Annotated in this window: 21 protein-coding genes; 15 read left to right on the forward strand and 6 right to left on the reverse strand. The window is 43.7% G+C overall.

Annotation, left to right across the window (positions count from 1 at the left end; translation table 11 throughout):
* The first annotated feature begins 17 nt into the window (after positions 1 to 17).
* Positions 18 to 518 (forward strand): YdcF family protein, encoded by a 501-nt coding sequence (locus tag K0625_RS08390; protein WP_220109283.1) that lies wholly within the window; start codon positions 18 to 20, stop codon positions 516 to 518.
* A 66-nt stretch (positions 519 to 584) separates the two neighbouring features.
* On the opposite strand, the gene K0625_RS08395 is transcribed toward K0625_RS08390, so the two are convergent.
* The gene (locus K0625_RS08395) at positions 585 to 1,094 is read right to left on the reverse strand and encodes a DUF2062 domain-containing protein (protein WP_220109284.1); all 510 of its coding nucleotides are present in this window, start codon (positions 1,092 to 1,094) and stop codon (positions 585 to 587) included.
* Between the two features lie 31 nt (positions 1,095 to 1,125).
* Between K0625_RS08395 and K0625_RS08400 the strand changes: the two genes are divergently transcribed.
* The 9 genes from K0625_RS08400 to atcC all read left to right on the forward strand — a co-directional run bounded on the left by K0625_RS08400 (position 1,126) and on the right by atcC (position 10,151).
* Positions 1,126 to 3,423, forward strand: coding sequence for a DNA internalization-related competence protein ComEC/Rec2 (locus K0625_RS08400; RefSeq protein WP_220109285.1), 2,298 nt, complete (start codon positions 1,126 to 1,128; stop codon positions 3,421 to 3,423).
* Between the two features lie 34 nt (positions 3,424 to 3,457).
* Positions 3,458 to 5,272, forward strand: a complete 1,815-nt coding sequence (gene msbA, locus K0625_RS08405; RefSeq protein WP_220109286.1) for a lipid A export permease/ATP-binding protein MsbA — start codon at positions 3,458 to 3,460, stop codon at positions 5,270 to 5,272.
* A gap of 3 nt (positions 5,273 to 5,275) precedes the next feature.
* Positions 5,276 to 6,280 carry a tetraacyldisaccharide 4'-kinase gene (lpxK, locus tag K0625_RS08410; RefSeq protein WP_220109287.1) on the forward strand — a complete coding sequence of 335 codons (1,005 nt, stop codon included), beginning with the start codon at positions 5,276 to 5,278 and terminating at the stop codon, positions 6,278 to 6,280.
* Positions 6,281 to 6,290: 10 nt separating this feature from the next.
* On the forward strand, positions 6,291 to 6,467 hold the full coding sequence (locus K0625_RS08415) for a Trm112 family protein (RefSeq protein WP_012324451.1): 177 nt from the start codon (positions 6,291 to 6,293) through the stop codon (positions 6,465 to 6,467).
* Positions 6,468 to 6,669: 202 nt separating this feature from the next.
* A complete protein-coding gene (locus K0625_RS08420) occupies positions 6,670 to 7,392 on the forward strand; it encodes a lipopolysaccharide kinase InaA family protein (RefSeq protein WP_220109288.1) in 723 nt (240 codons plus the stop codon).
* A gap of 301 nt (positions 7,393 to 7,693) precedes the next feature.
* Positions 7,694 to 7,978 (forward strand): cold adaptation protein ActJcold adaptation protein ActJ, encoded by a 285-nt coding sequence (atcJ, locus tag K0625_RS08425; protein WP_012324453.1) that lies wholly within the window; start codon positions 7,694 to 7,696, stop codon positions 7,976 to 7,978.
* An 18-nt stretch (positions 7,979 to 7,996) separates the two neighbouring features.
* Positions 7,997 to 8,494, forward strand: a complete 498-nt coding sequence (atcA, locus tag K0625_RS08430; protein WP_220109289.1) for a cold adaptation protein AtcA — start codon at positions 7,997 to 7,999, stop codon at positions 8,492 to 8,494.
* Complete coding sequence (atcB, locus tag K0625_RS08435) at positions 8,491 to 9,246, forward strand: cold adaptation protein AtcB (protein ID WP_012324455.1); 756 nt, start codon at positions 8,491 to 8,493, stop codon at positions 9,244 to 9,246. The genes atcA and atcB overlap by 4 nt, the downstream gene beginning before the upstream one ends.
* Positions 9,247 to 9,257: 11 nt before the next feature.
* On the forward strand, positions 9,258 to 10,151 hold the full coding sequence (atcC, locus tag K0625_RS08440) for a cold adaptation protein AtcC (RefSeq protein ID WP_220109290.1): 894 nt from the start codon (positions 9,258 to 9,260) through the stop codon (positions 10,149 to 10,151).
* Between the two features lie 69 nt (positions 10,152 to 10,220).
* Here the strand turns inward: atcC and K0625_RS08445 are convergent, their stop codons facing one another.
* The 4 genes from K0625_RS08445 to K0625_RS08460 all read right to left on the reverse strand — a co-directional run bounded on the left by K0625_RS08445 (position 10,221) and on the right by K0625_RS08460 (position 18,671).
* Complete coding sequence (locus K0625_RS08445; protein ID WP_220109291.1) at positions 10,221 to 11,096, reverse strand: MBL fold metallo-hydrolase; 876 nt, start codon at positions 11,094 to 11,096, stop codon at positions 10,221 to 10,223.
* Between the two features lie 147 nt (positions 11,097 to 11,243).
* Complete coding sequence (locus K0625_RS08450; protein WP_220109292.1) at positions 11,244 to 14,321, reverse strand: efflux RND transporter permease subunit; 3,078 nt, start codon at positions 14,319 to 14,321, stop codon at positions 11,244 to 11,246.
* Positions 14,318 to 17,578, reverse strand: coding sequence for an efflux RND transporter permease subunit (locus K0625_RS08455; protein WP_220109293.1), 3,261 nt, complete (start codon positions 17,576 to 17,578; stop codon positions 14,318 to 14,320). Before K0625_RS08455 ends, K0625_RS08450 begins: the two co-directional genes overlap by 4 nt.
* Positions 17,579 to 17,591: 13 nt before the next feature.
* The gene (locus K0625_RS08460; protein WP_220109294.1) at positions 17,592 to 18,671 is read right to left on the reverse strand and encodes an efflux RND transporter periplasmic adaptor subunit; all 1,080 of its coding nucleotides are present in this window, start codon (positions 18,669 to 18,671) and stop codon (positions 17,592 to 17,594) included.
* A gap of 290 nt (positions 18,672 to 18,961) precedes the next feature.
* Here K0625_RS08460 and K0625_RS08465 point away from each other — a divergent pair, with 290 nt between their 5' ends.
* Positions 18,962 to 19,444, forward strand: coding sequence for a GNAT family N-acetyltransferase (locus tag K0625_RS08465; protein WP_220109295.1), 483 nt, complete (start codon positions 18,962 to 18,964; stop codon positions 19,442 to 19,444).
* 79 nt (positions 19,445 to 19,523) lie between these two features.
* On the opposite strand, the gene K0625_RS08470 is transcribed toward K0625_RS08465, so the two are convergent.
* Positions 19,524 to 20,816 carry a citrate synthase gene (locus K0625_RS08470; RefSeq protein WP_220109296.1) on the reverse strand — a complete coding sequence of 431 codons (1,293 nt, stop codon included), beginning with the start codon at positions 20,814 to 20,816 and terminating at the stop codon, positions 19,524 to 19,526.
* Positions 20,817 to 21,226: 410 nt separating this feature from the next.
* Here K0625_RS08470 and sdhC point away from each other — a divergent pair, with 410 nt between their 5' ends.
* From sdhC to K0625_RS08490, 4 genes are read left to right on the forward strand one after another with little or no spacing between them, the layout of a single operon-like run.
* Positions 21,227 to 21,622, forward strand: coding sequence for a succinate dehydrogenase, cytochrome b556 subunit (gene sdhC / locus K0625_RS08475; RefSeq protein WP_157581928.1), 396 nt, complete (start codon positions 21,227 to 21,229; stop codon positions 21,620 to 21,622).
* Positions 21,616 to 21,963: a succinate dehydrogenase, hydrophobic membrane anchor protein gene (gene sdhD, locus K0625_RS08480; RefSeq protein WP_012324464.1), complete on the forward strand. Its 348-nt coding sequence runs from the start codon at positions 21,616 to 21,618 to the stop codon at positions 21,961 to 21,963. Before sdhC ends, sdhD begins: the two co-directional genes overlap by 7 nt.
* The gene (gene sdhA / locus K0625_RS08485; protein ID WP_220109297.1) at positions 21,964 to 23,730 is read left to right on the forward strand and encodes a succinate dehydrogenase flavoprotein subunit; all 1,767 of its coding nucleotides are present in this window, start codon (positions 21,964 to 21,966) and stop codon (positions 23,728 to 23,730) included.
* A gap of 10 nt (positions 23,731 to 23,740) precedes the next feature.
* Entirely contained in the window at positions 23,741 to 24,448 is a 708-nt protein-coding gene (locus K0625_RS08490; protein ID WP_220109298.1) for a succinate dehydrogenase iron-sulfur subunit, read from the forward strand.
* Positions 24,449 to 24,629: the final 181 nt, after the last annotated feature.

Below are 24,629 nucleotides of genomic sequence, written 5' to 3' on the forward strand. Positions count from 1 at the left end.
TTTAAGAGAGGGAAACGGTGAATAGCGCGATTGTAGTTTTGGGAGCGCCAAATGATGCTGATGGTAACTTGTCTGAGATGGCACTCTCTCGGTGCGATCTCGCATATACCTATTTTTGTCAAAACCCTCACCTCAAACTTATCTGCACTGGTGGGATTGGTGCTCATTTCAATATCACTTCAACTCCCCATGCACAGTACTTGAAAAACTATCTCATAAATAAAGGGGTACCACAGATAAATTTTCTTCCCCTTGTCGAGAGCCAATTTACCTTTGAAGATGCACTACTGGCTCGAGAGGTTATTGAGGTGTATGACATTACCTCTATAGTTCTAGTGACATCAGAGTTTCATCTTCCTCGAGCCAAATTAGTGTTTAGCACGATGTTCCCACAAATCACGTTCCACTACTTGGCCGCAACGACGCCACTTCCAGAGGATGAACTGCTTAAGCTTGAAAAGCACGAGAGGGATGTTATGGCAAGAGAGAGGCGTAACCTGAGTACTTTGCTAACGTAATGTCACAATAAGAAACACCAAGCGTGTTTCCTATTGTATCGAGCAGTAACCTTGTCTGGTTTTAAGCTAATTAGCTTTTCGTCTATCCCATTTCAGTAGAATTGAGTACTTCCACAGGGTTCTTATTAAGAAAAAGCCCACAATTGAAAATATTGCACCCATTACAATACAGCCCAGTAGGAAAGGTGGGCCTATGGTGGATATCGATGACTCTATCCATACCCATGTGGCTTCAAAAGCAAAGTTTTGCGGTGGGTGATTAAGGAGCTTAGCCCCTAACATATAAGCTGCATAAAACATAAATGGCATAGTGATTGGGTTCGTAATCCACACTAATGCGACAGATACAGGCAGGTTACAGTTAAAAATGATGGCTAGAGCGGCTGCCAGTACCATCTGAAATGGCATGGGGATCCAAGCAACAAAAAGCCCGACGGCAAAGGCTGCTGGAGCCGAACGTCTGTTAAGGCTCCATAAATTGGGGTTATGTAACAATTTCCCGAACATCCGCAAATGCTTGTGATTTTGCAGGGTTTCAGGTTTAGGCATAAATCTTTCAATGATTTTTTTTGGCATAAATGGTTATTGCTGTCTTAACTAGTTCAGTATGAATCGATTTATGTTTGGTTTTTGCGTCACAATACTCTCAGCCATGTTATGGCCTTCACTGCCGACAGCTCAACTTACCCCCATTTTGTTTGTGATAGGGGCTCTGGTATTAAAACGTGCGCCATTAATCTCAGGTGTCGTCTTGGCTGTTGCATGGAGTGCATTTTATGCGCAGCTGGTATTAAGCTGGGATCATAAAAGTATAGACCTTGACCAGCCTGTAACTGGCGAAATCATATCACTAGTAAATCAAAACAGCGACTGGGTTAGTATGGATTTTCGGCTGTTGGATCATAATTCATCAAACTCTTGGCCAAAAAAAATACGTTTGAGTTGGAAAAAAGCCCCTAAATTGGCACAAGGTGAGATCTGGGAGTTGGTGGTTAAGCCAAAGCCTATCACCAGTGTGTTGAATCAAGGAGGGTATAATCAACAGAAATTACTTCTTAGTCGTCATATCGTCAGCAAAGGTAGTGTTATATCTGGTGAGCGAATTAAGGCAAGTGATTCTTTGCGTAATAAGCTTTTACAAACACTCAAACCCACCTTACAAGCATTGGCTAATGGTGATCTTATCTTAGCATTACTGCTAGGAGATCGAAGCTTATTGGATGCAGAGCGTTGGCACGCCCTTAGAGTGACGGGAGCGGGGCATCTGGTGGCAATCTCTGGTCTGCACCTCTCGGTTGTTGGGGCTTGGGTGTTTATCACCTTATCTAAGTTTCTTAACCTTATATCTCCTTGTGTAGGACGACGGAACTTGATGTTGGCTGCGGCTTCATCTGCTGTAGCGTGCTGTATTTATGCCTATCTTGCAGGGTTTGCATTGCCAACGATCCGCGCTTTAACTATGCTGTTGTTATTGGTTTTTTTGACGCTGTTAAACCGATATTCATCTTCTTGGGAGCGCTTGTTGTTTGCGCTTTTTCTGATATTAGTTATTGATCCCTTCAGTTGTTTAAGTGCTGGTTTTTGGCTGTCTTTTTCTGCATTATCAATTATTTTATTGACGCTACAGGCTCGTCCCATACCTGTTGTTGATGAGCCCGCCTCCCTGCACAAGAGAGTGTGGCTTAAGTTAAGCCTATTCTGGGCCATACAGTGGCGATTAAGCCTTGGACTGGGTTTATTACAGGCAGTGCTTTTTGGTGGTTTAACTCTTTATGGAGTCCTATTTAACTTTATATTTGTTCCCTGGTTTAGTTTGTTGGTTATTCCTGCTGCTATTCTCATTTTCGCTATTTGGGGACTAGGTTTAACTGCTGGGTTTAACCTGTCCGTCTTGTTTGAATTGGTCAATAAAACCTTATGGCCTGTGACCCAAGCATTAGAGCTGTTTATTACTTTACCTGGTGCTTGGTTGCCAATTTCAGATCCCATGATGCTAGCGCTATTCTTTCTTCTGTGCGGATTATGGCTTATGGCAAAACTGAAAAGTGTGCAGTGGAAGCTTATCTCCTCAGTGCTGCTTCTGCCATTTATCCTTTCGTTAATCTTTCGATGGGGATTTGCCCCTAAAGAGCACTGGCAAGTGCACCTGCTCGATGTTGGTCAAGGTTTGAGTGTCGTTATAGAGAGGGGGCAACATGGATTGGTATATGACACTGGAGCACGATATGGTCGGACGTTTAGTTATGCAGAAAGAGTCGTGGTGCCCTTTATTCGGGCCAGAGGCATTACTGAAGTTGATTATCTTGTATTAAGTCATAGTGATAACGATCATGCTGGTGGTGCCTCAACGTTTATTTCTGCTTTTCCAGAGGTAAAATTGGTGACTGATATTCCTGAGTATGCCGGTATCAATTGCAGACCTAAAACCATTATATGGCAGAGATTAAGAGTTGAGATCTTGGCGCCTCGTGTTGTTGAGAAGGGTAATAATGGCTCCTGTGTCGTGAAAGTTAGTGATAAGTATCATCAAGTCTTATTAACTGGCGATATAGAGAGTAGGGCAGAGCAAGCTTTACTGAGCTTAGGTAATAAGCTCAACAGTGAACTGCTTGTGGCGCCACATCATGGCAGCCGAACCTCCTCGACTCCGGAGTTTATCAAGTTGGTCTCTCCTCAGTTAGTACTCTTTCCCTCAGGATTTAATAATCGTTACGGTTTTCCTAAGCCTGATGTCTTACACCGCTATCAGGACCATGGAGCAGAGCACCTTATTTCAGGACGAGAGGGGCAGATTAGTGTGATTTTTAATCGAGAGCGGCGTGATATTCGAACATACCGAGCCAATTTAGCCCCTTTTTGGTACAACCGATTGTTTGAATTTGGTCAGAATGATAATCCAGAGTAGAATGCGTTTTTTGAATTAAGAATAGATTTGGTTAATGACAACATCTTCCAATCAAGAAGTCTGGACAGTATTTAAGCGTTTGATGGTGTATATCAAACCGCTTAAAGGTGTGTTTTTTCTGGCGGTAGTAGGCTTAGTACTTTATGGCCTGGTCGATATGACATTTATTGCCGTAATTAAACCCTTTATCGATGGTGGGTTTGGTGGACAAGCGAGCCAAATTCCCTCCGCGGCCAATGGACTAGATTTAGGTACAACTGATGGGTTTAACTCATCAAGTGATGTGCTTATGATGGCACCTTTTGTGGTTATTGGCCTATTTACACTGCGTGGTTTGGCTAACTTTCTGTCGACCTACTGTGTTTCGTACATGAGTGCTAGGCTCATTATGGATATGCGTCAGCAGGTGTTTGATCACTATCTTACGCTGCCAGTTAGTTACATGGATAGAGAGAATACTGGCAGTTTAATCTCTCGAGTAACCTATGATACAGAGCAGATAGCCCGTGCAACAGGTAGTGCCTTGATCACTATGGTACGCGATAGCATCACAGTTGTGGGCATGTTGACCGTGATGTTCTACTACTCTTGGAAACTCTCCTTGTGTATCTTGATTATCGGCCCAATTATCGGTGTGATTATTACGGTTGTTAGCCGACGTTTTCGTAAAGTCTCTAAACGAATTCAAACTGCAATGGGTGGCGTTACCGCGGCTACAGAGCAGATGATCACAGGCCATAAGAACGTGCTCTCTTTCGGTGGTCAAGAGGTTGAGTCGCAACGTTTTGGTGTCGTTAATGAACAAAACCGTTACCAAACCATGAAGCTTGCCATGGCGCAATCAGTCAGTCAGCCATTAGTGATGGTGATCGGCTCATTTGCCTTAGCGTTTGTTCTGTATGCAGCTAGTTTCGAAAGCTTACAATCTGAGTTAACCGCAGGAACTTTTGCCACGATTTTAGGTGCCATGTTGGCGATGCTAAATCCTATAAAAAGTCTGACTCGTGTGAATGCTGAATTCCAGCGTGGTATCGCAGCTTGTACTACGGTTTTTGAACTTTTGGATATCGAGCCAGAAAAGGATGAAGGCAAACATACTGTGGAGAGAGTGAAGGGGAATTTGAGTTTTAATCATGTCTCTTTTCGCTATCCAGAGCAGGAAGGTCTTGCACTCGATAACATAGACTTTTCAGTCAAGCAGGGTCAAACCATCGCCTTGGTGGGTCGCTCTGGTTCGGGTAAGTCTACCATTGCCAGTTTAATCACACGTTTTTATACCGGTTTGAGCGAGGGCGAAATTGTGCTCGACGGTGTCAGTATTGACGATTACACCTTAGAGTGTCTTCGAAGCCAGGTGGCACTGGTGTCTCAGCAGGTGACGTTATTTAATGACTCCATCGCCAATAACATCGCTTATGCCTACTCTGGCGAGGTGAGTCGTGAGCAGATTATTGAAGCGGCGCGCTCCGCCCACGCAATGGAGTTTATTGAGTTATTACCCGATGGTTTAGACACTCAAATTGGTGAAAACGGGGTGATGTTATCCGGTGGTCAGAGACAGAGAATTGCGATAGCCAGAGCGATACTGCGTAACTCTCCTGTACTTATTTTAGATGAAGCCACATCTGCCCTAGACACGGAATCGGAGAAGGCGATTCAGCAAGGGTTAGATAACTTGAGGCTCAACAGAACATCCATTGTTATTGCTCATCGGTTGTCGACGATTGAGGCGGCGGATCAAATTCTTGTGATTGACCAAGGTAAGGTTGTTGAACGTGGCAACCATGCTAGTCTGCTTGAGCAGGAGGGAGTCTACTCTAACCTTTATCAGATGCAGTTTGGTAGCTAATTGATGCAGGATTTTGTTAATCGACTCTGGTATCCCAAAGCCGATGCTCATATCGGCTACAGAGGGATAAAGTGGTTACTCACTCCACTTAGCTTGCTGTTTTGGTGTGTTAGTACCCTTCGAAGGCTGCTGTTTAAGCTTAATGTTAAGGCCGCTGTGTCTCTTCCTGTTCCTGTGGTTGTTGTGGGCAATATTACGGTGGGGGGCAGCGGTAAAACGCCTACCGTGATCTACCTTATTGAGCTCCTGCGTGCCCAGGGGCTTAAGCCCGGTGTGGTCAGTCGGGGTTATGGGGTTAAGTTTGACGGCGTTAAAATCGTAGAGCCTCACTTAGGCGCTGATAGTGTGGGTGATGAGCCCGCTATGATAGTGGCTAGGACCCAAGTCCCTATGGTGATAGGCAGCGATCGCGTTAGTGCTGCCCAGTGCTTAATTGAGCGCTATGATATTGATATCATAATTAGTGATGATGGCCTTCAGCACTATAAAATGGCGCGGGATATTGAGTTACTTATTCTTGATGGTGAGAGACGTTTTGGAAACGAGCTACTGTTACCAGCAGGTCCTCTTAGGGAGTTGACCGGTAGACAAAAGACAGTGGATTTCACCATAGTGAACGGTGAAGCAAAAGAGGGCGAGTTCCAGATGACACTTGAGCCAACTCGCTTTATTCCAGTATCGCCCCATTCTGAGTTAGCTTTTCAGCCCATAGAACCTGTTGTCGCTATTGCCGGGATCGGTAACCCTGAGCGGTTTTTTACCACTTTAGCTCAATCAGGTGTTGAGGTGATAAAAACCAAAGCGTTCGAAGATCATCAAAAGTTCAGTTTAGCGCAGATAACTCAAGTTACCGGAAACTCTCCTGTGCTGATGACTGAAAAAGATGCGGTTAAATGTCGCGATTTTGCAAAAGAAAACTGGTGGTATTTGACAGTAGATGCCAAGCTAGCAGAAAATTTTGATCAGCGACTGATGGATAAAGTTCGTCAGGTTATCGCTGTTAAATAAGGAAATAGAGATGTCGTTTGATAAAAAGTTATTAGAGATCGTCGCTTGCCCTGTGTGTAAAGGGAAATTAGATTACGATAAAGCGAAACAGCAACTGATCTGTAAGCTTGACCGCTTAGCTTACCCGATAAATGATGGGATCCCTGTTCTTCTTGAGAATAAAGCTGAGAGTTGGGAAGAAGCCTAATCTTAGCTATTTAACCAAAAGCGCTTTTACAAGCGCTTTTTTGTTTCTCCCTCCTTGTGTTCTTTGTGATTTGTTTGATTTACTCTCAATCTCTACTGTTATCGGTACTTGCTTGAGCACTCAAAGTGGATTTTACTTTTTCGGTTTGCTTTAACCGGAGCAAATACGCATAATCACCTCTCATTTTCTCGGAGTAAATTGCGTGCCTAATCAGACCTTCAGATCTCTCGTTGATACAGTATTGAATGACAATAAGGGGGAGAGGGTTGTACGATTTGAACATCTTGGGCAGGTGTATTGGCTAAAGCAGGCGGAAAAGTTAACCGGTGCCATGCGTTTTTTAAAGGCCAACCCCAAAACTGCGATTCAAACTGAAATTGAGACATTAACTCAACTGGCTAAACAGGGAGCTCAGGTTCCCGAGCTTGTCTGCTTCGATGATAACTTTCTTGTTGTTGCCGATGTGGGCAAAACACTCAGTGAGTGGATAGTAAACCCTGAGGTTGATCAAGCAAAGTGCTTGAGAATATTGACTGATAGTGGTGAAGCTTTAGCTAAACTTCATCGCTTAGGTTTAGCCCATGGCCGACCAGCATTAAGGGATATTAGTTGGCGCGATGGCAAGATCAGTTTTATCGATTTTGAAGCAAGTCAGAACAGTAAAGATATTACCTATCAACAGAGGCGGGATGTACTTGTTTATATTCATAGCCTTTACCGTTATCTAGGTCCTAACCATGAGATGATAACGCCTGTGATAAAGGCTTATCGTGATGCCGGAGGTGAGCATATTTGGCAGGAAGCTAAAGCTTGGATAGCTCCTTGGCAGTTTCTCTATTACGCCTTGTATCCGTTAAAAGATATTGGAGGCAAAGATCTTCGTCCCATCTATTGGTTACTATGGCATTTTAAGCAAGTTAATTAATGAGATAGTCTTAGGGACTTAACCTGTAAGCATTTTATTGTTATCGTTAATACGTAAGCTGCAAACATTAAAGCTTAACAAAAGGGAGTTAGTCTGCTCTTTTATCTCCTTTTAGGAGTGCTATGCTTTGGATTTTGTATTGTGCTCCAGCCTTTCAGCCGTTAAACTTCCGCCTCCAAAAATTTGGTTGGGCTAAGGTTTGGTAACATTGGGCTTATACGAACGTTAGCTGGTGAATGTTCACTATTGGATCTATCCATTTATATTTTGACATGAAGAATAATCGCCCACAGGTAATAACATGATTAACCACTTTAGCGTGCTTGGCATTAAGGCAAGTGCAAATGAAGATGATATTAAGAAAGCATACAAACGTTTAGCAAACCGATTCCATCCGGATAAACTACTCGGTGCATCCGATGAAGATAAGCAGCAAGCTGAGGTACAACTTCAGCGAGTAAAGCAAGCTTATGAAGTGCTGTCTAACCCTAAACTTAAAAGCGCTTTTGTTAAAGACTTCAATAATGTCATTGTGACCGACCCTGCTGCCGCTATGCGCGAGCTGTGGGATCAATTTTATTCTTAAGTTAAATTCAGAGCAATCATGGCAACATCACTTAATCTCTCACGCATTGATGAGTTAAAAGAGAATGCATACAGTAATATCGAGTCCTATAACGACCCTGATACCCCTAATGCTTTAGCTCAGTTTACCAGCCAAATTAAGGCTGTATTACTGGCAGATCCTGCTCTGCTTAACTCAGTACCTGAATATCTGCCAATAGCCCTCTATGACAGAGTTAAATTTCCTCCAGAGGCTAAGCTCAAGTGGTCTGGATGGATAGATGAGGGGATACAACCAGAGTGGAATGACTTTAAAACTACGGTTGCATTTAATAATGCCGATATCCCATTGGTGATAGCTGTACGTGGTTACTCTGAGACACTTCTGATTGAGAGCTGTGCAGTACTCTTTTTGTTAGAAAATCAAAATAACACACCATCTGCTAGTAAAGAGACCGATCAAGATGATGACAATGACATCGAAGATGATGAAGACGGTTATTACGATCAGTACGATTACAATGAGGAGTACTCATGAATAATTTGATTGAAATTACCGCCGCTGAGATCAAGCAGTTGGCTGATGTTGAGCCTCAACAGGCGAGTAAGAAATTTGAGTTGATGGCCAATACCATGACCGATGAGGTTTTGGTTGAAGTGATTGAGCATATGGATATTGTGACCTTGACTCAAATCAACAGCCATCACGATATCTCTTGTCCGTCGATCATGTCTGAGTTGATGAGCCCTGAGCAGATCCGAGATATTGTTTGTCAGCAGCCTCTTTATTGGGAGGAGAAGATTAAGAGTAATGCCGATGAATTAAGTCAGCATACTTTTGATTTTTTGACCTACCTTATCCGTATACAAGATAGCGAAGCTAAGCAGGTCGCTATTTTAGAGTGTATCGCTGAAGATCCTGCCGGTCTTTTCTACCTCTCTATTCCATTTATTGAGTTGATCCTTGGACCATCAACAGATACTGATGTGCAGATCAATGATACTTATGATGATGAAGATGACGGTGAGACCATAGGCTTTAGTGATCGCAGTGCAGAGGAGGAAGCCCATAGCTTAAGCATTGATGACCCTCGCAGCCTGTTAGCTTTGATCCGTGAAATTGCACCAGATGTTGAAAAGTCGATTAAGAATCTGCTTCGTAGTGAAAACTCAGGCTGGATGAATATCATCAACAAATTTGTTAGTGAATTAGTTATTCAGGCTAAAGAGAAGAATCAAGTGGCTGATGAATACGCTGAAGTTGATGATATGTTTAGTTTTCTTGATTAAGGGCTCGGAAAATGCAAATAGTATTACGAGATAATGATCAAGGGCCATTTTTAAGTAAAGTGTTAGCCTATGGCCAAGCTGAATCCTTGCTTGATGAGGCGCAGCTTGCTCAAATTAAGGCCAAAGCTGTGTTGATGAGTCTTAAGCTTGCCGATAAATTTTATAACAAGTATAAGATGCACCTGCTAGAGCATGCTGCCTTTGATGTTATCGGAGTGGTGAGTTTAGGCTTGATGGAGCAGAGCGAGCGAGATCTTAACCGTGGGCTCGGCCTTTTGATGACTGCCGATGGTATTGTAAAGTCATTTCAAAAAGGTTGGAGCATGCTCACCACCGTGAGTAAGTATAAGCTTAGCGGTAAATCAATCTATGGCGATATAGATAAAACTTTACTTGAAAAGGTCTCTAGCCCAAGTGATGCTCAGGAGTGGAGCGGGTGGCAAGCTTATCAAGAGGCATTATTGGATTTTAATCGTCAAGAATCAGTGGTGAGCTTACTTAGGCAGTTTTATTCCCAAGCAAGCTATGATCCTTTAGATTGTTTAAGCCTTGAAAGTGTATTTGCTGAAGTGGTCTTGTATCGCCTGTTTTTTGGACCTGTTAAGATTAAGCAAGATCTTAAGCAGCGTTTGGCCCATATTGAACTCGAAGAACACTGGTTTACCCTTGAGCATATTGAGCTTGAGATGAACAATACGCTTGGTGAGTTACCGCAGGCGCTTGCTGAAACCATTAGTGTGGATTTAGGTAAGTACTTTGCTTCTGGATTACTGCGTACCTTAACATTTGCTAAGGGGTACCGTGAACAGCTGTTAAAAGGGGTAAGCCCTGAGCGTTTGGAACGACTAGAGTACAAAGAGGGGCTAACTGGTCTGTTAGGTTGGCCTATCTATATCGTGATGTAGTGTCGCCGGTAGATAAACAGAAAGCGGAAACACCGATAGGTGTTTCCGCTTTTTTATGCCTATTTATAGCTATTTTTTAAGCCCGTTATAGAGAGTGTCTATCCACTTTTTCTCTGATATAAATCTCCACTCCCAAGATTGCCATTTCTCAGGCATGCCTTCAGCTTGGATCTCATCAAGGGTCTGCTGTGCTTGCAGTTTGCTCTGCATCCAATTGATGGATGCATCAAGCATATGCTTAAATCGGATCAGGTCATTTTTTGTGGCAAGCGAGCCATGACCTGGGATCACCTTAGTTTCATCATTAATTTTGCGGATCATCGCAGCGACATTATTACGGTAACCCTTAACTGAGCCGCCAGCGTTGAGATCGATATAGGGAAATCTATCTTTAAAGAAAAGATCTCCCATATGAAGGACGCTTTTGTCTTGCCAAAGAACAATACTGTCACCGTCAGTGTGGCCTGGCCCCATATGTAAAAGCTGAAGGTTTTCCCCATTAAAATGTATGTTAATGCCTTCATGGTATGTGATGCTAGGTAAGCCTGCAGGTGTGTAGCTTGTGTTGCCAGAGAGGCGAGAGAGCACATTATGGTGGGCTAAAATTACCCCATCAATGCCAAATAGATTATTGCCTCCAGTATGATCCCCGTGATAGTGGGTATTGACCACATATTTGGGTTTACCTGCTTGTATTTTTGATAGAGCCGCAGAGATTTTATCGGCTAGAGGTGCAAATTGATTATCTATGATAAGAATACCGTCACTGCCGGCAGAAACGCCAATATTGCCACCTGAGCCTGTAAACATGTAACTGGTTTTCGTCAGTTGTTGAGGTGTTATCTCCACATCTTTAAACCTGTCATCGTTTGCAAACGCAGAGGTTGTGAGCAGATAACTTAAGCTTACACTGAGCAGTAGACGAGTGTTCATCATATGGGCCATCTTTTTTATTAATTATGTTACTTAAGATAACCTTAGGTTGGGTTTAGCACAACAAATTCAGCACGTGGTAACAACAAAGGCTGCTTTAGCAGCCTTTGTTTCATTTGGTAAAATATTGAAGTTAATCTGGGAATGGTTTGCTCTATACTAATTTGCCCAAGGAAGCAGTCGTCTTGATATACGATCTGCTTGTCCCAATTTCACCGCTGCACCAAATCGCATTCTATAGAGTGCTTGGTAGCATAGGGGAACCAGATATAAACTGGTGACTGTAGAGAAAGTGAGTCCGCCAATAATGGCGATTGCCATCGGTGAATATGAGGGACCGCCGCCACCTAGTTGGGTATCACCCATCGCCAAGGGAATAAGCCCCAGAACTGTGGTACCAACTGTCATTAATACCGGACGTAAACGTGAGTTACATACTTGGCTGATGGTGTCAGATAACTTATCCAGATCTGGTGACATTTGATTTATCTGATCGACCAGCACTATGCCGTTATTCACCACGACTCCCATTAAGATCAAAATACCTATCATGGGCATAATATCCATTGAGGTACCGGTAAACAGTAATGCCCAAAATACCCCTGTGATGGAGAACAGAATGGACGTGATAATGGCCGTTGGCAGTAGCAATGATTCAAACAGGGCGGCCATAACGATGTAGATCATTGCAATCGCTAGGATCATGTTGGTCGCCATTATGGCTTCATCTTCATCCTGTTTCTGAAATCCGCCTCTTAAGGAGTAGCCATAACCCGATGGGAAATTAACCGCTTCCATAATCTTGGTTATCTCTTCTTGAGCTTCTTCCATTGTGAGATCGTCAAGGTTAGCGCCAATAGAAAGAGCCGTTTGTCTGTCATAGTGCCTTATCGTGTCGAATCTAGCCTGGATATTAACCTTGGCTAAACTCCCTAGCGTGTACACTCGGTCGTCTATTCGTATGATAGGTAGCTGCTTGAGCTTCTCAAGAGATAGACGCCATTGTTGCTCAAAGGCTAGCTCAATTCTCAGTTCGCCATTAGGGTCGTGACGGAAGGATCTCAGCTGGCTACCACGCAGTGCCATGGAGATATTAGCGGCTATCTCGTTAAGCTTTAAATCAAGACGGGCAGCCAAATCTCGGTCGATATGAATAATGACCTCCTGCTGCGCCCCACTTAATTCAGAACGTACATCAGTTAAGCCTTCGATAGAGGAGAGTTGGGGAATAACTTGCTCACTGAGTTTGATGAGTTCGCTGGTGGAGCGTCCAGTAAGCGAGACTCTGAGCCCATTATCATCATTACCCCAACCAAACTGAGGTTTTGCGATGGAAAACTTAGGAAACCCTTCACGTATGGTTTTCTTAAGGACTTTCATATCGACCTCAGTATCTTCATTGAGGATAAGAGTTGACTGACCGCGGTCGGCAGAGAAGTAGCTATAGACTGAATCTATCTGGAACGTCTCTTTATTGGCATAAAGATAGGTTTCCATCTTGGTTATCATCGCTTCGGTGACATCTAAACTATGACGACCCTCTACCTGATAGTTAATGTAGAGGCGATTATTTCCCTCACCATCGGATTGATCTTGTTTTACCATGCTAATAGGCAGAGCTGTGGTGGCCAATATGATAAGGGCGATAACGCCAGAAGTTTTAGGGTGAGATAATATCCAGTTCAGACTACGTTGGTAGTTGATACGCAGTTTGCTATCTTTTTTCTCCGCCTCTATCTCAAAATGCATCTTGCTTAACATAAGAGGTAGTAAAGTTTTCGCCACTAACAGTGATGCAGCAAGTGAAATACAGATAGCGATAGCGACATGCTCTAAGAAGATGGTTAGCTGGACCTTCACGCCAAAAATATTGGGTAAAAATACAATCGCTGTGGTCAAGGTTCCTGCTAAAACAGCCAGAGATACCTTATTGACACCCGTTAATATCGCATTATCACTTTCAGTTTGCTCATCATTTAGCTCTGAAGTTTGTGAGTTTTTTTGAGCTTGTTTCTCCTGTAAAACACTCTCGGTGACCACAACGGCATTATCGATAAGCATACCGACAGCTAGCAGTAGCCCCATCATTGAGAGGATGTTTAGGCTGTAACCTAGCAAATACATAGCCGCTAATGTCATGCAGATAGAGATAGGTACAGAGGTGACCACCACTAATGTCATTTTTAGATTGCGCAGAAACAGATATAGCACAGCGAATGAGAGTAAGGCGCCGATGAGACCAGCTGTTAGTAGATCTTCTAACGATGAGGTTACCCCATAGGCTTGATCTTCCATGACAAACAATTTAACCCCATTAAATTGAGGATCTTGCTTGGCACTTTCAATCACTTTCATCACACGCTTTGAAACATCAACTAAGTTGGCTCCTGACTCTTTAAATACATCTAGACCCACGGCATACTTCTGATCTAAATGGCGGCCATCTAAACGCTCAGGTAGGGAGAAACTGACGGTGGCAATATCCCCTAAAGTGACCCCAGGTTTAAGCACGAGTGCATTTATATCATCAAGATCTCTAAATTCACCTTTTGGCGAGACTTGATAAACTTGAGAGCCCGTACGTAGTACTCCTGCATTGACAACAAAGTTCTCCTGTTGCAATCGGTGATTTAATGCTTGTATTGAGATGTTGCTTGAGGAGAGTTTATCTGCATTTAAACGTATCTCGATCTGTTTTTGCTCAACACCATAGAGGGTGACTTGTGAGACCCCCTCCACACGTTCAAGAGGGCGTTTAAGCTGCTTATCTAGCAGATCAAAAGCGCCAGAGAGTTCACGGTCACTCGATATTCTTAAGTTGAGCACAGGCATATCGGCGGTTGAGAACTGGCGGATTAACACCCGCTCGACATCTTTGGGCAACAGATGTCTTACGGCGTCGATCTTCTCTCTTGCTTCCAAGCTTTTAGTGGCAACATTCTGTCCCCACTTCATTCTCAGCTCAATCTCTGCACCATTTTGTGATGAGTTTGAACGCATCTCCTCAATACCGCTCATGGTCGCTAGGGACTCTTCGAGTACGCGGGTGATATCACGCTCCACTTCTGCAGGTGTTGACCCTTTATAAGGCACTTCGATATTAACCTGTGGTATATCGATCCCTGGGAACATCTCCAGAGGCAGTAGACGACTGGAAGCGAGACCAAAGAGGAGTATGGCAACGAAAAACATGCTCGTTGTCACAGGCCTTTTAATGGCTAAACGGGTTAAGTTCATACCTGACCTCCGGTATTGACCAATGTGTTACTCTCTTTTACCTCTTTATGTGTAAACTCTTTACGGTCAAATAGGGCATAAAGCACAGGGATAACCACAAGCGTCAACAAGGTGGAGAGACTAAGGCCAAATATTACGGTAATGGCCATTGGCGCTCTGACCTCTGAGCCATCTCCCAACCCTAGCGCCATAGGAGATAGTCCCAAAGCAGTGGTTAAGGTGGTCATAATAATTGGACGTAAACGAGATTTAGCCGCATCAGATATTGCAGTGATTTTATCGAGACCATCTTGACGTAGTTGATTAATTCTATCCACCAAGACAATCGCGTTATTAACCACAATACCTGCCAGCATAATCAAGCCGATAAACACAACAACACTGAGGTGAGTTTGGGTAATGTAGAGGCCTAAAATACTGCCTCCCACCGCCATAGGCACTGCGATTAGGATCAGCAGTGGATGTAACAGTGACTCAAATTGACTCGCCATCACCAGATAAACCAGAAACACCGCAAGCACTAGGGCAATTTGTAGTGATTGGAAAGAGTGCTCCATCTCCTCATTTTGACCACCAAACCTTGCTTGAATTGAGGTTGGTAAAGTCTGCTGACCTAAAATCTCTCTTGCTTCTAGTACTGCTTCATTGAGATCTCCATAAGCCAGGTTTGCAGAGACAATGGCAACTCGCTGTTGACTGATACGGTTGATTGCCGATGGGCCTAGCTTTAATGACACGTCAGCAACGGCGCTGAGTGCGATAGGGTGGCTACTATCTGGATTAACGATCATAGCGTCAATATCACTGATCTGATCGCGCTCCTCAGCTTCACTGCGCACTAAAATATCAACTTTACGATCTCTGACTGTGTATTGGCTGGCAATCGTGCCACCGATACGTTGGGCAATACGGTTAGCCACAGTTGGTGCATCCATTCCCAGCTTAGCGAGACGCTCATGGTCGAAGCGTATGCTGAGTTCAGGTTGACCGTCACGAAGGCTAGTGTTGATATCAGCAAAGCGGTCTGAATCCGATAGCGCATCGACTAGGTTGTCTGCTGTACTTTTTAGCTGAGTTAAATCGTAACCGACCAGCTCAATCTCTAATGGGGTTTTAAAGCTAAAGAGTTCAGGATGTTGAATTTTTGCTTCCAATTCTGGAATACGCATCGCCGTACGCCTTAGAACATTGGCCACGGTATCAAAAGCACGGTGATCGGCTAATACGACCTGTAGACGTCCCCAGTTTTCACCTCCTCGAGAGGTATCTGATGTCATTAATCCGCCGCTTCCCGCTTGGCTGTATGCGTGTTTCACATCGTCTCTGTCTTTAATTGAGAGGGCGAGTTTTCGAAGGACGTTATCTGTTTCTGATACCTCTGTTCCAGGTGGAAGTAAGATCTCTACATAAAACTCTCCTTGATTCATGGGCGGAATAAGCTCCATCCCCAGCTTTGGTATTAGGGATGCGGCGCCTAAGGTGACTAAAAGGGCAATAGCGATCGTCAATACTTTCAGTCTCAGTGCTAGGGCCAGTAGGGCATGATAAACCACCTCTAATTTATGATACATCCAGTTAAAACCTGAGCTAATTGGTCTCATAAACAGACCTGTGAGCCAAGAGGTAAGGCGGCCTAACATCAAGGCTAGTGTCAGTAATGCGCTTGGCAGATAGCTGAACAGTAGTATAAAGGGGAATGAAAAAACGGTGGCACTGTAGTATTTCAACTTACCGATTTTAGTCTCAGGCTTAGGTTTTTTTACCTTTTCCATCAATGGTGGTAGGGATTTAAAGCCCTCTCTTGATGCCAACATGGGGATAGTGGTAAGTGCAACAAGCAGTGAGGCGAGCAGTGCGAAGGTGACAGTTAATGCTTGATCTGAGAATAGGGCACCGGCAACACCATCGACGAACACAAGAGGAACGAAAACGGCTAAAGTGGTTAATGTTGATGCGAAAATAGCGCCAGCCACCTCTTTTGTGCCAGTAACAGCGGCATCGAGTTTATTCATGCCCAATGACCGGCATCTGTCTATGTTCTCTAGCACGACAATGGCGTTGTCGACAAGCAACCCGACCGCGAGTGCTATCCCCCCAAGTGACATAATGTTGAGACTGATATCGGCAAAGTACATCATGTTAAATGTGGCGATGACAGAGAAAGGAATAGAGATTGAGATAATTAAAGTTGGAATAATGTCCCTTAAAAACAGGTAGATGACCAACATAGAAAGCAAGCTACCTATCAGAGCTGCAAAGGTTACTTCGCTGACAGCACTCTCAATAAATTCAGATTGGTCATATATCACTTTGAGCTCAGTGTTACTGTCCTCATTGAGCTTATTCAGCTCTGCGGTTACTTTACGTGCCACTGCGACTGTGTTGGCGTCCCCCTCTTTGTAGATGGCTAACTCAATCGATTCTTGATCGCCGATACGAGTTACATCATTACGCTCTTTATGGGCATCAATAATGTTCGCAACCTCAAACAGTCTAACTAACGTCTGGTCATCTCGGTAAACGACGATTCGGCCCAACTCTTCAAGTGAGTTGAACTGGTTTAATGTTCTAACAAGGTACTCTTTCTCACCCTGGATCACTTTACCGGCAGAGAGATTAATATTCTCCTCTGCGATGCGATTGCGGATAAGATCTGCATTAAGGTTTAACTGAGTTAATTTTTGCTGATTAAGCTGAATATGTACCTCTTGCTCAAGGCCGCCAGATAGCCTGACAGCTGCCACTCCACTGAGTGACTCAAGTTGGCGTTTTAACTCCTCTTCGGCATAGGTTCTCATCTGTTTCAGTTCGTTATCGCTGGCATCGGGTACTGACAGGGCTAAGCGAACGATCGGATCAAGGTTTGGGTTAAACCTCAGTAATAGCGGTTTTTTTACATCGAGAGGGAGCTCAATGGTATCGAGTTTCTCTCGCACATCGAGGCTCGCCATATCCATATCTGTGCCCCACTCAAATTCAAGTACAACATCAGACATACCTGAGCGTGAGATGGAGCTGATTTTACGTAGTCCTTTTACAATACCCGCGGCTTCCTCAATGGGTTTAGAGACAAGTTGCTCCACTTCGACCGGAGCGGCACCAATGTATTGTGTTCGAATAGTAATGGTGGGGTAGCTTAAATCTGGCAGCAACTTGACTGCCAGTCTAGAGAAGCCAACCATACCAAATAGGATGATAGCAAACATAAACATCCAAACAGTGACAGGTCGGTTTACCGATGTTTTTATAATAGACATAGACCCAGTTCCTTTATTTGCTTGTTGACGCTAGATCTAGAGAGCTGATGACCTCAACCAGAGACTGGTCTTTAAGGTTTTGATGACCGCGGATCACTATCTGCTCACCTGGCTCTATTCCTGAAACCACTTCAACCGTATCGGCTTCACGGTAGCCTAGTGAAACTGAGCGGCGGTTGGCATTTGTGCCATCGATAACATATAAAGCAAACTCGTTATCTTGATTGACGACTGCGTTATAGGGAACAGTGATCACGTTGTTATGGGTGTCGTATCTCAGCTCTACTCGGGTAAACATGCCTGCTTTTAGTTTTGAGTCGCTGTTAGGTACGGAAAGGGTCACTTTAAAGGTGCCGCTTTGTGCATCAACAACTGGGCTGATACGCAGTACTTTTGCATGCACTGTGTCTTGTGTGTGCTTATTGGCAAATATTTGTGCATCTTGGCCTAGTTTTAAACTTTCAAGTTGCTGCTCAGGAAGATGAACAATGCCATAAAGTTCATCTTGATCGACGACATAAAATAGCTCATCGAACTCTTTCGCCATATTGCCGGCTTTGACAAATCGAGTTGCTATTACACCATCAATGGGTGAACGAACCATACTCTCTTCAACTTGAAGTGCAGCTAAGTCTCGTTTTGCAATAGCAGCTTGCAAGTTGTACTCAAGTTTTGCCATTGAGTCAGCACTGAAAAACTCTTTATTGTTCATCTTTTTGAGGCGATTTAGCTCCTGCTCAATAATCTCAACTTCTGCTTGTGAGCGGGCTAGTTCATACTTTTGTCTTTTGGCGTCGATAACAGCAAGTAGCTGACCTTTAGTGACTCTATCTCCCTCTTCAACATTGATGCTCTCTATTAAACCTGAGATCCGGGTGACGACATTGGCTTCCTGTGGAGCTTCTAGGGTTGCTGTTGTACTGTAAAATGAGGAGACGTCTCCTTGAATAACAGTGGTTGTTTCTACTGGTACGGCGTATTTCTCCTCCTCTTTAACTTCCTCTTCTGCGCCACAGGCACTTAATACGCCAACTAAAACTAATGGAAGGGCAAGTTTGAAATAGTTATTAGCACGTTTATTTAGAGAGTCCATGTAAGATTACCTATGTTTTTTGATTCCAATTAACACTAACTAAGCACAACTTGTGCCAAAGATTAAAAGTTATATTAATCATATTGTTACATGATACTTCTTTCTTGTGATTAACTACTTAGTAAACTTTGTAGCGAAAATGTTTAAAAAATGATGATTTTGACTATAGGGTTAATCTGAATAAAATGGGTGACTGAATTAAGTCTAATTGCAACAAAATGTAGCTAGAGAGATCTGATAAAAAATCAGAGACTTATTTAGGAGTAAGTTTAGGTTTATAGGAGGGTGGCTTGATTAAGGTAAGGGCGTTTAATGCAGTGAGTTCAAGTTCCGATATTGATGAGCTGTGGACACTTAAGTTTAATACTATCAGAAAAGTAAATTGTAGAGATTATACCCAAGCGCAAGTTAAGGCCTGGGCGCCTGATAGCCTTGATCGTGAAAACTGGATAAAGAGGGTGAGTGAGATGGCCCCTCTTATTGCTGAGCTTGATGGTGTGATTGTCGGTTTTGCTGATCTTCAACCCGATGGTTATATCGATCATTTCTTCTGTCATCTGGACTACCAAGGCAGAGGTGTAGGTAAAACCTTAATGAAAGCGATAATGGAGAAAGGGGCGCGTTTAGGTGTGCCGCGTTACTACTCACATGTCAGTATAACCGCTAGGCCTTTTTTCGAGCATTTTGGTTTTACGTTGGTGAAACAGCAAAGTGTTGAGGTGAGGGGAGAGGTGCTCACCAACTATGTGCTGGAAAAGAGAATTTCTATGTAACGAATTCTTTGTTCAATGTTGCAAGAAGTTTTGGTAATAAAAAAGGCACTCAATGAGTGCCTTTTGGGTAACTTAAAAATTAAGCTTCACGTTTATCTTGAGGGATAAAAGTGCGTTCTTCATCACCAGTATAAAGTTGACGTGGACGGCTAATCTTATGACCTGGCTGATCCAACATCTCTTTCCAATGTGCAATCCAACCAACTGTACGCGCTAGTGCGAATAAAACGGTGAACATGCTAGTTGGAATACCGATAGCTTTCATGATGATACCTGAATAGAAATCGACATTTGGGTATAGCTTCTTAGAGACAAAGTATTCATCTTCAAGTGCAATACGCTCAAGTTCCATCGCAACATCAAGTAGTGGATCATCGACTTTAAGTTCGCCAAGTACTTCGTGACACGTTTCACGCATGACTTTTGCACGAGGGTCAAAGTTCTTATAAACACGATGACCGAAGCCCATTAGGCGGAAAGGATCTTCTTTATCTTTCGCACGAGCAATGAACTCTGGAATACGGTCTACAGTACCAATCTCTTCAAGCATGTTTAGGCAAGCTTCATTAGCACCGCCATGTGCAGGTCCCCAAAGTGATGCGATACCCGCTGCAATACATGCAAATGGGTTAGCACCTGAAGAACCGGCAAGGCGTACAGTAGAAGTTGATGCGTTTTGTTCATGATCTGCATGTAATATGAAGATACGATCCATCGCGCGCTCTACAATTGGATTAACTTGGTACTCTTCACATGGCACACCAAACATCATGCTCAAGAAGTTACCTGCGTAACTCAACTCATTGCGTGGGTAAACAAAAGGCTGACCAATTGAGTACTTGTAGCACATGGCTGCGATAGTCGGCATTTTTGAGACTAGACGGAAAGCTGCGATTTCGCGGTGACGCTCATCGTTTACATCTAAAGAGTCTTGGTAAAATGCAGAAAGTGCACCAGTAACACCACATAGCATAGCCATTGGATGAGCGTCACGTCTGAAACCTCGGAAGAAGGCTGCAAGTTGCTCATTGACCATAGTGTGGTTTTTAACAGTATGAACAAACTTTTCATACTGAGTCTTAGTTGGAAGCTCTCCGTAAAGAAGTAGATAACATAGATCTAAATAATCTGATTCAACGGCTAATTCGCTTATCGGGTAACCACGGTGAAGCAGTATCCCCTGATCACCATCGATATAGGTAATTGCTGATTCACAGGAAGCTGTTGCGAGAAATCCTGGATCGAAAGTAAAGTGACCTTTGCTACCTAGCTTACTAATGTCTATCACATCGAATCCTGCGGTGCCTTCTTTTACCGGCAGTTCGATCGATTCATTCCCTGGCAGTTCCAATTTGGCTATTTTGTCAGCCATACCCTTCTCCTTACTTCATTCTTATGTGAGTGCGGCTTATCAATCGCCAATACTTTACAGTGAATCCAGATCACATTTCAATTTAAATAACCGTTTAAATTCGTTAGACCATGGTCTTATTTTGGCCAAACCCTATAACAGAACAGGAACTTGGCAGATTTTTTTACCAAAAAAACTAAATTTGCATAATGTGATGTTTGTATTTGACATTTGCCCCGCGTATACTTGCCTCGGCTCTTATGAGCTACTAACATTGCCACTTGGTTAACACTTTTTTGCGTGCTTAATTAGTGTCTACTAAAATGGTTAAATGTTTGTTTAAACTTTTCTTTTGTGAAAGCTTGAATTGTGATCTAAGTCACGCCTCAATTTTTGATCAAAAGCGGTTCGTATAACAAAAATATAGCTCAATTGAGCAGAGTGAGCAGAACGTGAAAAAGAAAAGACCTGTCCATTTAGATCTGCAGACCATTCGCTTCCCTGCAACAGCGATTGCGTCCATTCTTCACCGTGTATCCGGTGTCATCATGCTGTTTGCTGTCGGTATTCTTATTTGGTTGTTAAATGAATCTTTAGCATCCCCTGAGAGTTTCGCGGGCATACAATCTCTTTTTGATAATTTGCTAGTTAAGTTTGTCATATGGGGAATTCTTACTGCACTTGGTTATCACCTTATCGTTGGCTTGCGCCATCTGGTAATGGATACCGGGCGTTGGGAAGAGTTGGCCTCTGGCATAGCTTCAGCAAAAGTCGCGTTTGCTTTGTCAGCCGCGTTTTCAATCATTGTGGGGATTTGGGTATGGTAACTAATGCAGCGAGTCTTGGTCGAAGCGGTGTCCATGACTTTATTCTTATACGCTCAAGTGCAGTCGTTTTGGCTATCTATACCATCTTTTTGGTTGGATTTATTGCATGTAGCTCTCCACTAACTTACGACGCATGGCATGGCTTATTCAGCGCATTGCCGATGAAGGTTTTTACACTACTTGCACTGGTTGCTGTTCTGATCCACGCATGGATCGGTATCTGGCAGGTGCTAACAGATTACGTTAAGCCATTGATGCTGCGTGGTGTACTTCAGTTTGTGTTTGTCGTTGCGGCCTTTAGTTATCTGGCTGCGGGCATTTTGATAGTGTGGGGTGTTTAAGTGAGTATTCCAGTTCGCGAGTTTGATGCAGTCGTTATTGGCGCCGGTGGCGCGGGTATGCGAGCAGCACTACAGATCTCTAAAGAGGGTAAAAGCTGTGCGCTTTTATCGAAAGTTTTCCCAACCCGATCCCATACTGTGTCAGCACAGGGTGGTATTACCGTAGCACTTGGTAATGCCCATGAAGATCACTGGGAACAACACATGTACGACACCGTGAAAGGTTCCGATTTTATCGGTGATCAAGAAGCGATTGAGTTCATGTGTAAAACGGGTCCTGAAGCCGTTATTGAATTAGAGCAGATGGGTCTTCCTTTCTCTCGTTTCGAAAACGGTAAGATTTACCAGCGTCCATTTGGTGGTCAATCGAAGAATTTTGGTGGCGAGCAGGCGGCACGTACAGCAGCTGCAGCCGACCGTACAGGTCATGCACTGCTTCATTGTCTTTACCAGCAAAATGTAAAGCACAAAACTGAAGTTTTCTCTGAGTGGTACGCGCTTGATTTAGTGAAAAATGAAGACGGTGCCATTGTCGGTTGTACTGCAATCGATATCGAAAGTGGCGAAATTGTCTACTTCAAAGCTAAGGCAACCATTCTTGCTACAGGTGGTGCGGGACGTATTTTCGCTTCGACCACTAATGCGCATATTAATACTGGTGACGGTGTTGGTATGGCGATGCGTGCTGGCGTTCAGATGCAAGATATGGAGATGTGGCAGTTCCATCCAACGGGTATCGCTGGCGCGGGCGTTCTGGTAACAGAGGGTTGTCGTGGTGAAGGTGGATATCTGCTAAACAAAGATGGCGAACGCTTTATGGAGCGTTACGCTCCGAATGCGAAAGACTTAGCGTCACGTGACGTAGTCGCACGCTCTATGATGACTGAGATCCGTGAAGGCCGTGGTTTAGATGGACCATTAGGTCCGCACTGTTTGCTTAAGCTTGATCACTTAGGTAAAGAAACACTGGAAGCGCGTCTTCCTGGTGTTTGTGAACTGTCTCGTACCTTCGCTCATATCGATCCCGCTGATGGCCCAATCCCTGTACTACCAACGTGTCACTATATGATGGGGGGTCTTCCTGCTAAAGTGAGTGGACAGGTTATTCGTCAAAACGGTGATGGAACAGAGCAAGATGTCGTTGGTTTGTTCGCGGTGGGTGAAATTGCTTGTGTATCCGTACACGGTGCTAACCGACTCGGTGGTAACTCGCTACTTGACTTAGTGGTATTTGGTCGTGCAGCTGGTCAGCATTTAGGTAAAGCACTTGATGCAACAGCAACACCTAAAGATGCAACTGATGCCGATATTGCCCAATCTCTTGAGCGCCTGAATCGTTGGGAGAGCAATAAAGACGGTGAAGATCCTGCACAAATCCGTAAAGACTTACAGCTTTGTATGCAGCTTAACTTCTCAGTATTCCGCAGTGGCGATGCGATGGCCGAAGGGCTTAAAGAGCTCAAAGCTATTCGTGAGCGTTTAGCTAATGCTAAGTTGTCAGATAACTCAACAGAGTTTAATACTCAACGTATTGAGTGTCTTGAATTGGATAACTTGATGGCAACGGCGATAGCAACAGCTTATGCGGCAAACTATCGTACGGAAAGTCGTGGTGCTCATTCACGTGAAGATTTCCTAGATCGTGATGATGATAACTGGTTATGTCACAGTGTCTTCGATCCGGTTAGTGAAGAGATGACTAAGCGTGATGTGAACATGGAGCCTAAGCTTCGTGATGCCTTCCCACCGATTAAGCGTACTTACTAAGGAGATTGAGATGAATTTGAATATCGCAATTTATCGCTATAATCCCGACGTAGACGCGAAGCCGTATATGAAGGATTACACGTTGGAAGTCGCTGAAGGGACCGATATGATGGTTCTCGATGCACTGATGCTTTTGAAAGAGCAAGATCCAACGTTAGCATTTCGTCGCTCATGCCGTGAAGGTGTTTGTGGTAGTGATGGTCTAAATATGAATGGTAAAAATGGCCTGGCATGTATCACGCCTGTGTCGACATTCAAAGGTAAGAAGATAGAGATCAGACCACTACCTGGTATGCCTGTTGTCCGCGATCTTATTGTGGACTTATCTCAATTCTACAAGCAGTATGAGAAGATAAAGCCGTATCTGATTAATGATGAGAAAACACCTGCGCGTGAACATCTGCAATCACCTGAAGAGCGTGCACATCTTGATGGTTTATATGAATGTATCATGTGTGCTTGTTGTTCTACTGCTTGTCCATCATTTTGGTGGAATCCAGATAAGTTTATCGGACCAAGTGGCTTACTTCATGCCTATCGCTTCCTAATTGATAGCCGTGATACAGCGACAGAAGAGCGTCTGTCTGAACTTGATGATGCCTATAGCGTATTCCGTTGCCATGGCATCATGAACTGTGTGGATGTCTGTCCTAAAGGATTGAATCCAACTAAAGCGATTGGACATATTAAGTCCATGTTGCTGAAGAGAGCAGTATAAATGCAAGACCAAGAGCTGAAATCAATAATTATATAGCTCGAATTGAGTCACTTTTCATTTGAAAAGTGGCTCTTTTGTGTAATGGAACTACAATTTGCCGTGAAATGATGAAAACCTGATTTTCTCGGGATAGCAACGATTATGCATTCCTTGTATTTATCACAAAGAATGCATACTTATA

Origin of the sequence: Shewanella nanhaiensis, assembly GCF_019457885.1 — a bacterium.
GTDB lineage: Bacteria > Pseudomonadota > Gammaproteobacteria > Enterobacterales > Shewanellaceae > Shewanella > Shewanella nanhaiensis.

What these genes read in the sequence shown, in the direction of transcription:
- atcB (WP_012324455.1), top strand. Translation starts at nt 8,491, where the DNA reads ATGAATAATTTGATTGAAATTACCGCCGCTGAGATCAAGCAGTTGGCT.
- K0625_RS08415 (WP_012324451.1), top strand. Translation starts at nt 6,291, where the DNA reads ATGTCGTTTGATAAAAAGTTATTAGAGATCGTCGCTTGCCCTGTGTGT.
- K0625_RS08445 (WP_220109291.1), bottom strand. Translation starts at nt 11,096, where the DNA reads ATGGCCCATATGATGAACACTCGTCTACTGCTCAGTGTAAGCTTAAGT.
- K0625_RS08450 (WP_220109292.1), bottom strand. Translation starts at nt 14,321, where the DNA reads ATGAACTTAACCCGTTTAGCCATTAAAAGGCCTGTGACAACGAGCATG.
- K0625_RS08455 (WP_220109293.1), bottom strand. Translation starts at nt 17,578, where the DNA reads ATGTCTATTATAAAAACATCGGTAAACCGACCTGTCACTGTTTGGATG.
- K0625_RS08460 (WP_220109294.1), bottom strand. Translation starts at nt 18,671, where the DNA reads ATGGACTCTCTAAATAAACGTGCTAATAACTATTTCAAACTTGCCCTT.
- atcA (WP_220109289.1), top strand. Translation starts at nt 7,997, where the DNA reads ATGGCAACATCACTTAATCTCTCACGCATTGATGAGTTAAAAGAGAAT.
- K0625_RS08490 (WP_220109298.1), top strand. Translation starts at nt 23,741, where the DNA reads ATGAATTTGAATATCGCAATTTATCGCTATAATCCCGACGTAGACGCG.
- K0625_RS08400 (WP_220109285.1), top strand. Translation starts at nt 1,126, where the DNA reads ATGAATCGATTTATGTTTGGTTTTTGCGTCACAATACTCTCAGCCATG.
- lpxK (WP_220109287.1), top strand. Translation starts at nt 5,276, where the DNA reads ATGCAGGATTTTGTTAATCGACTCTGGTATCCCAAAGCCGATGCTCAT.
- atcC (WP_220109290.1), top strand. Translation starts at nt 9,258, where the DNA reads ATGCAAATAGTATTACGAGATAATGATCAAGGGCCATTTTTAAGTAAA.
- K0625_RS08395 (WP_220109284.1), bottom strand. Translation starts at nt 1,094, where the DNA reads ATGCCAAAAAAAATCATTGAAAGATTTATGCCTAAACCTGAAACCCTG.
- msbA (WP_220109286.1), top strand. Translation starts at nt 3,458, where the DNA reads ATGACAACATCTTCCAATCAAGAAGTCTGGACAGTATTTAAGCGTTTG.
- K0625_RS08470 (WP_220109296.1), bottom strand. Translation starts at nt 20,816, where the DNA reads ATGGCTGACAAAATAGCCAAATTGGAACTGCCAGGGAATGAATCGATC.
- atcJ (WP_012324453.1), top strand. Translation starts at nt 7,694, where the DNA reads ATGATTAACCACTTTAGCGTGCTTGGCATTAAGGCAAGTGCAAATGAA.
- sdhD (WP_012324464.1), top strand. Translation starts at nt 21,616, where the DNA reads ATGGTAACTAATGCAGCGAGTCTTGGTCGAAGCGGTGTCCATGACTTT.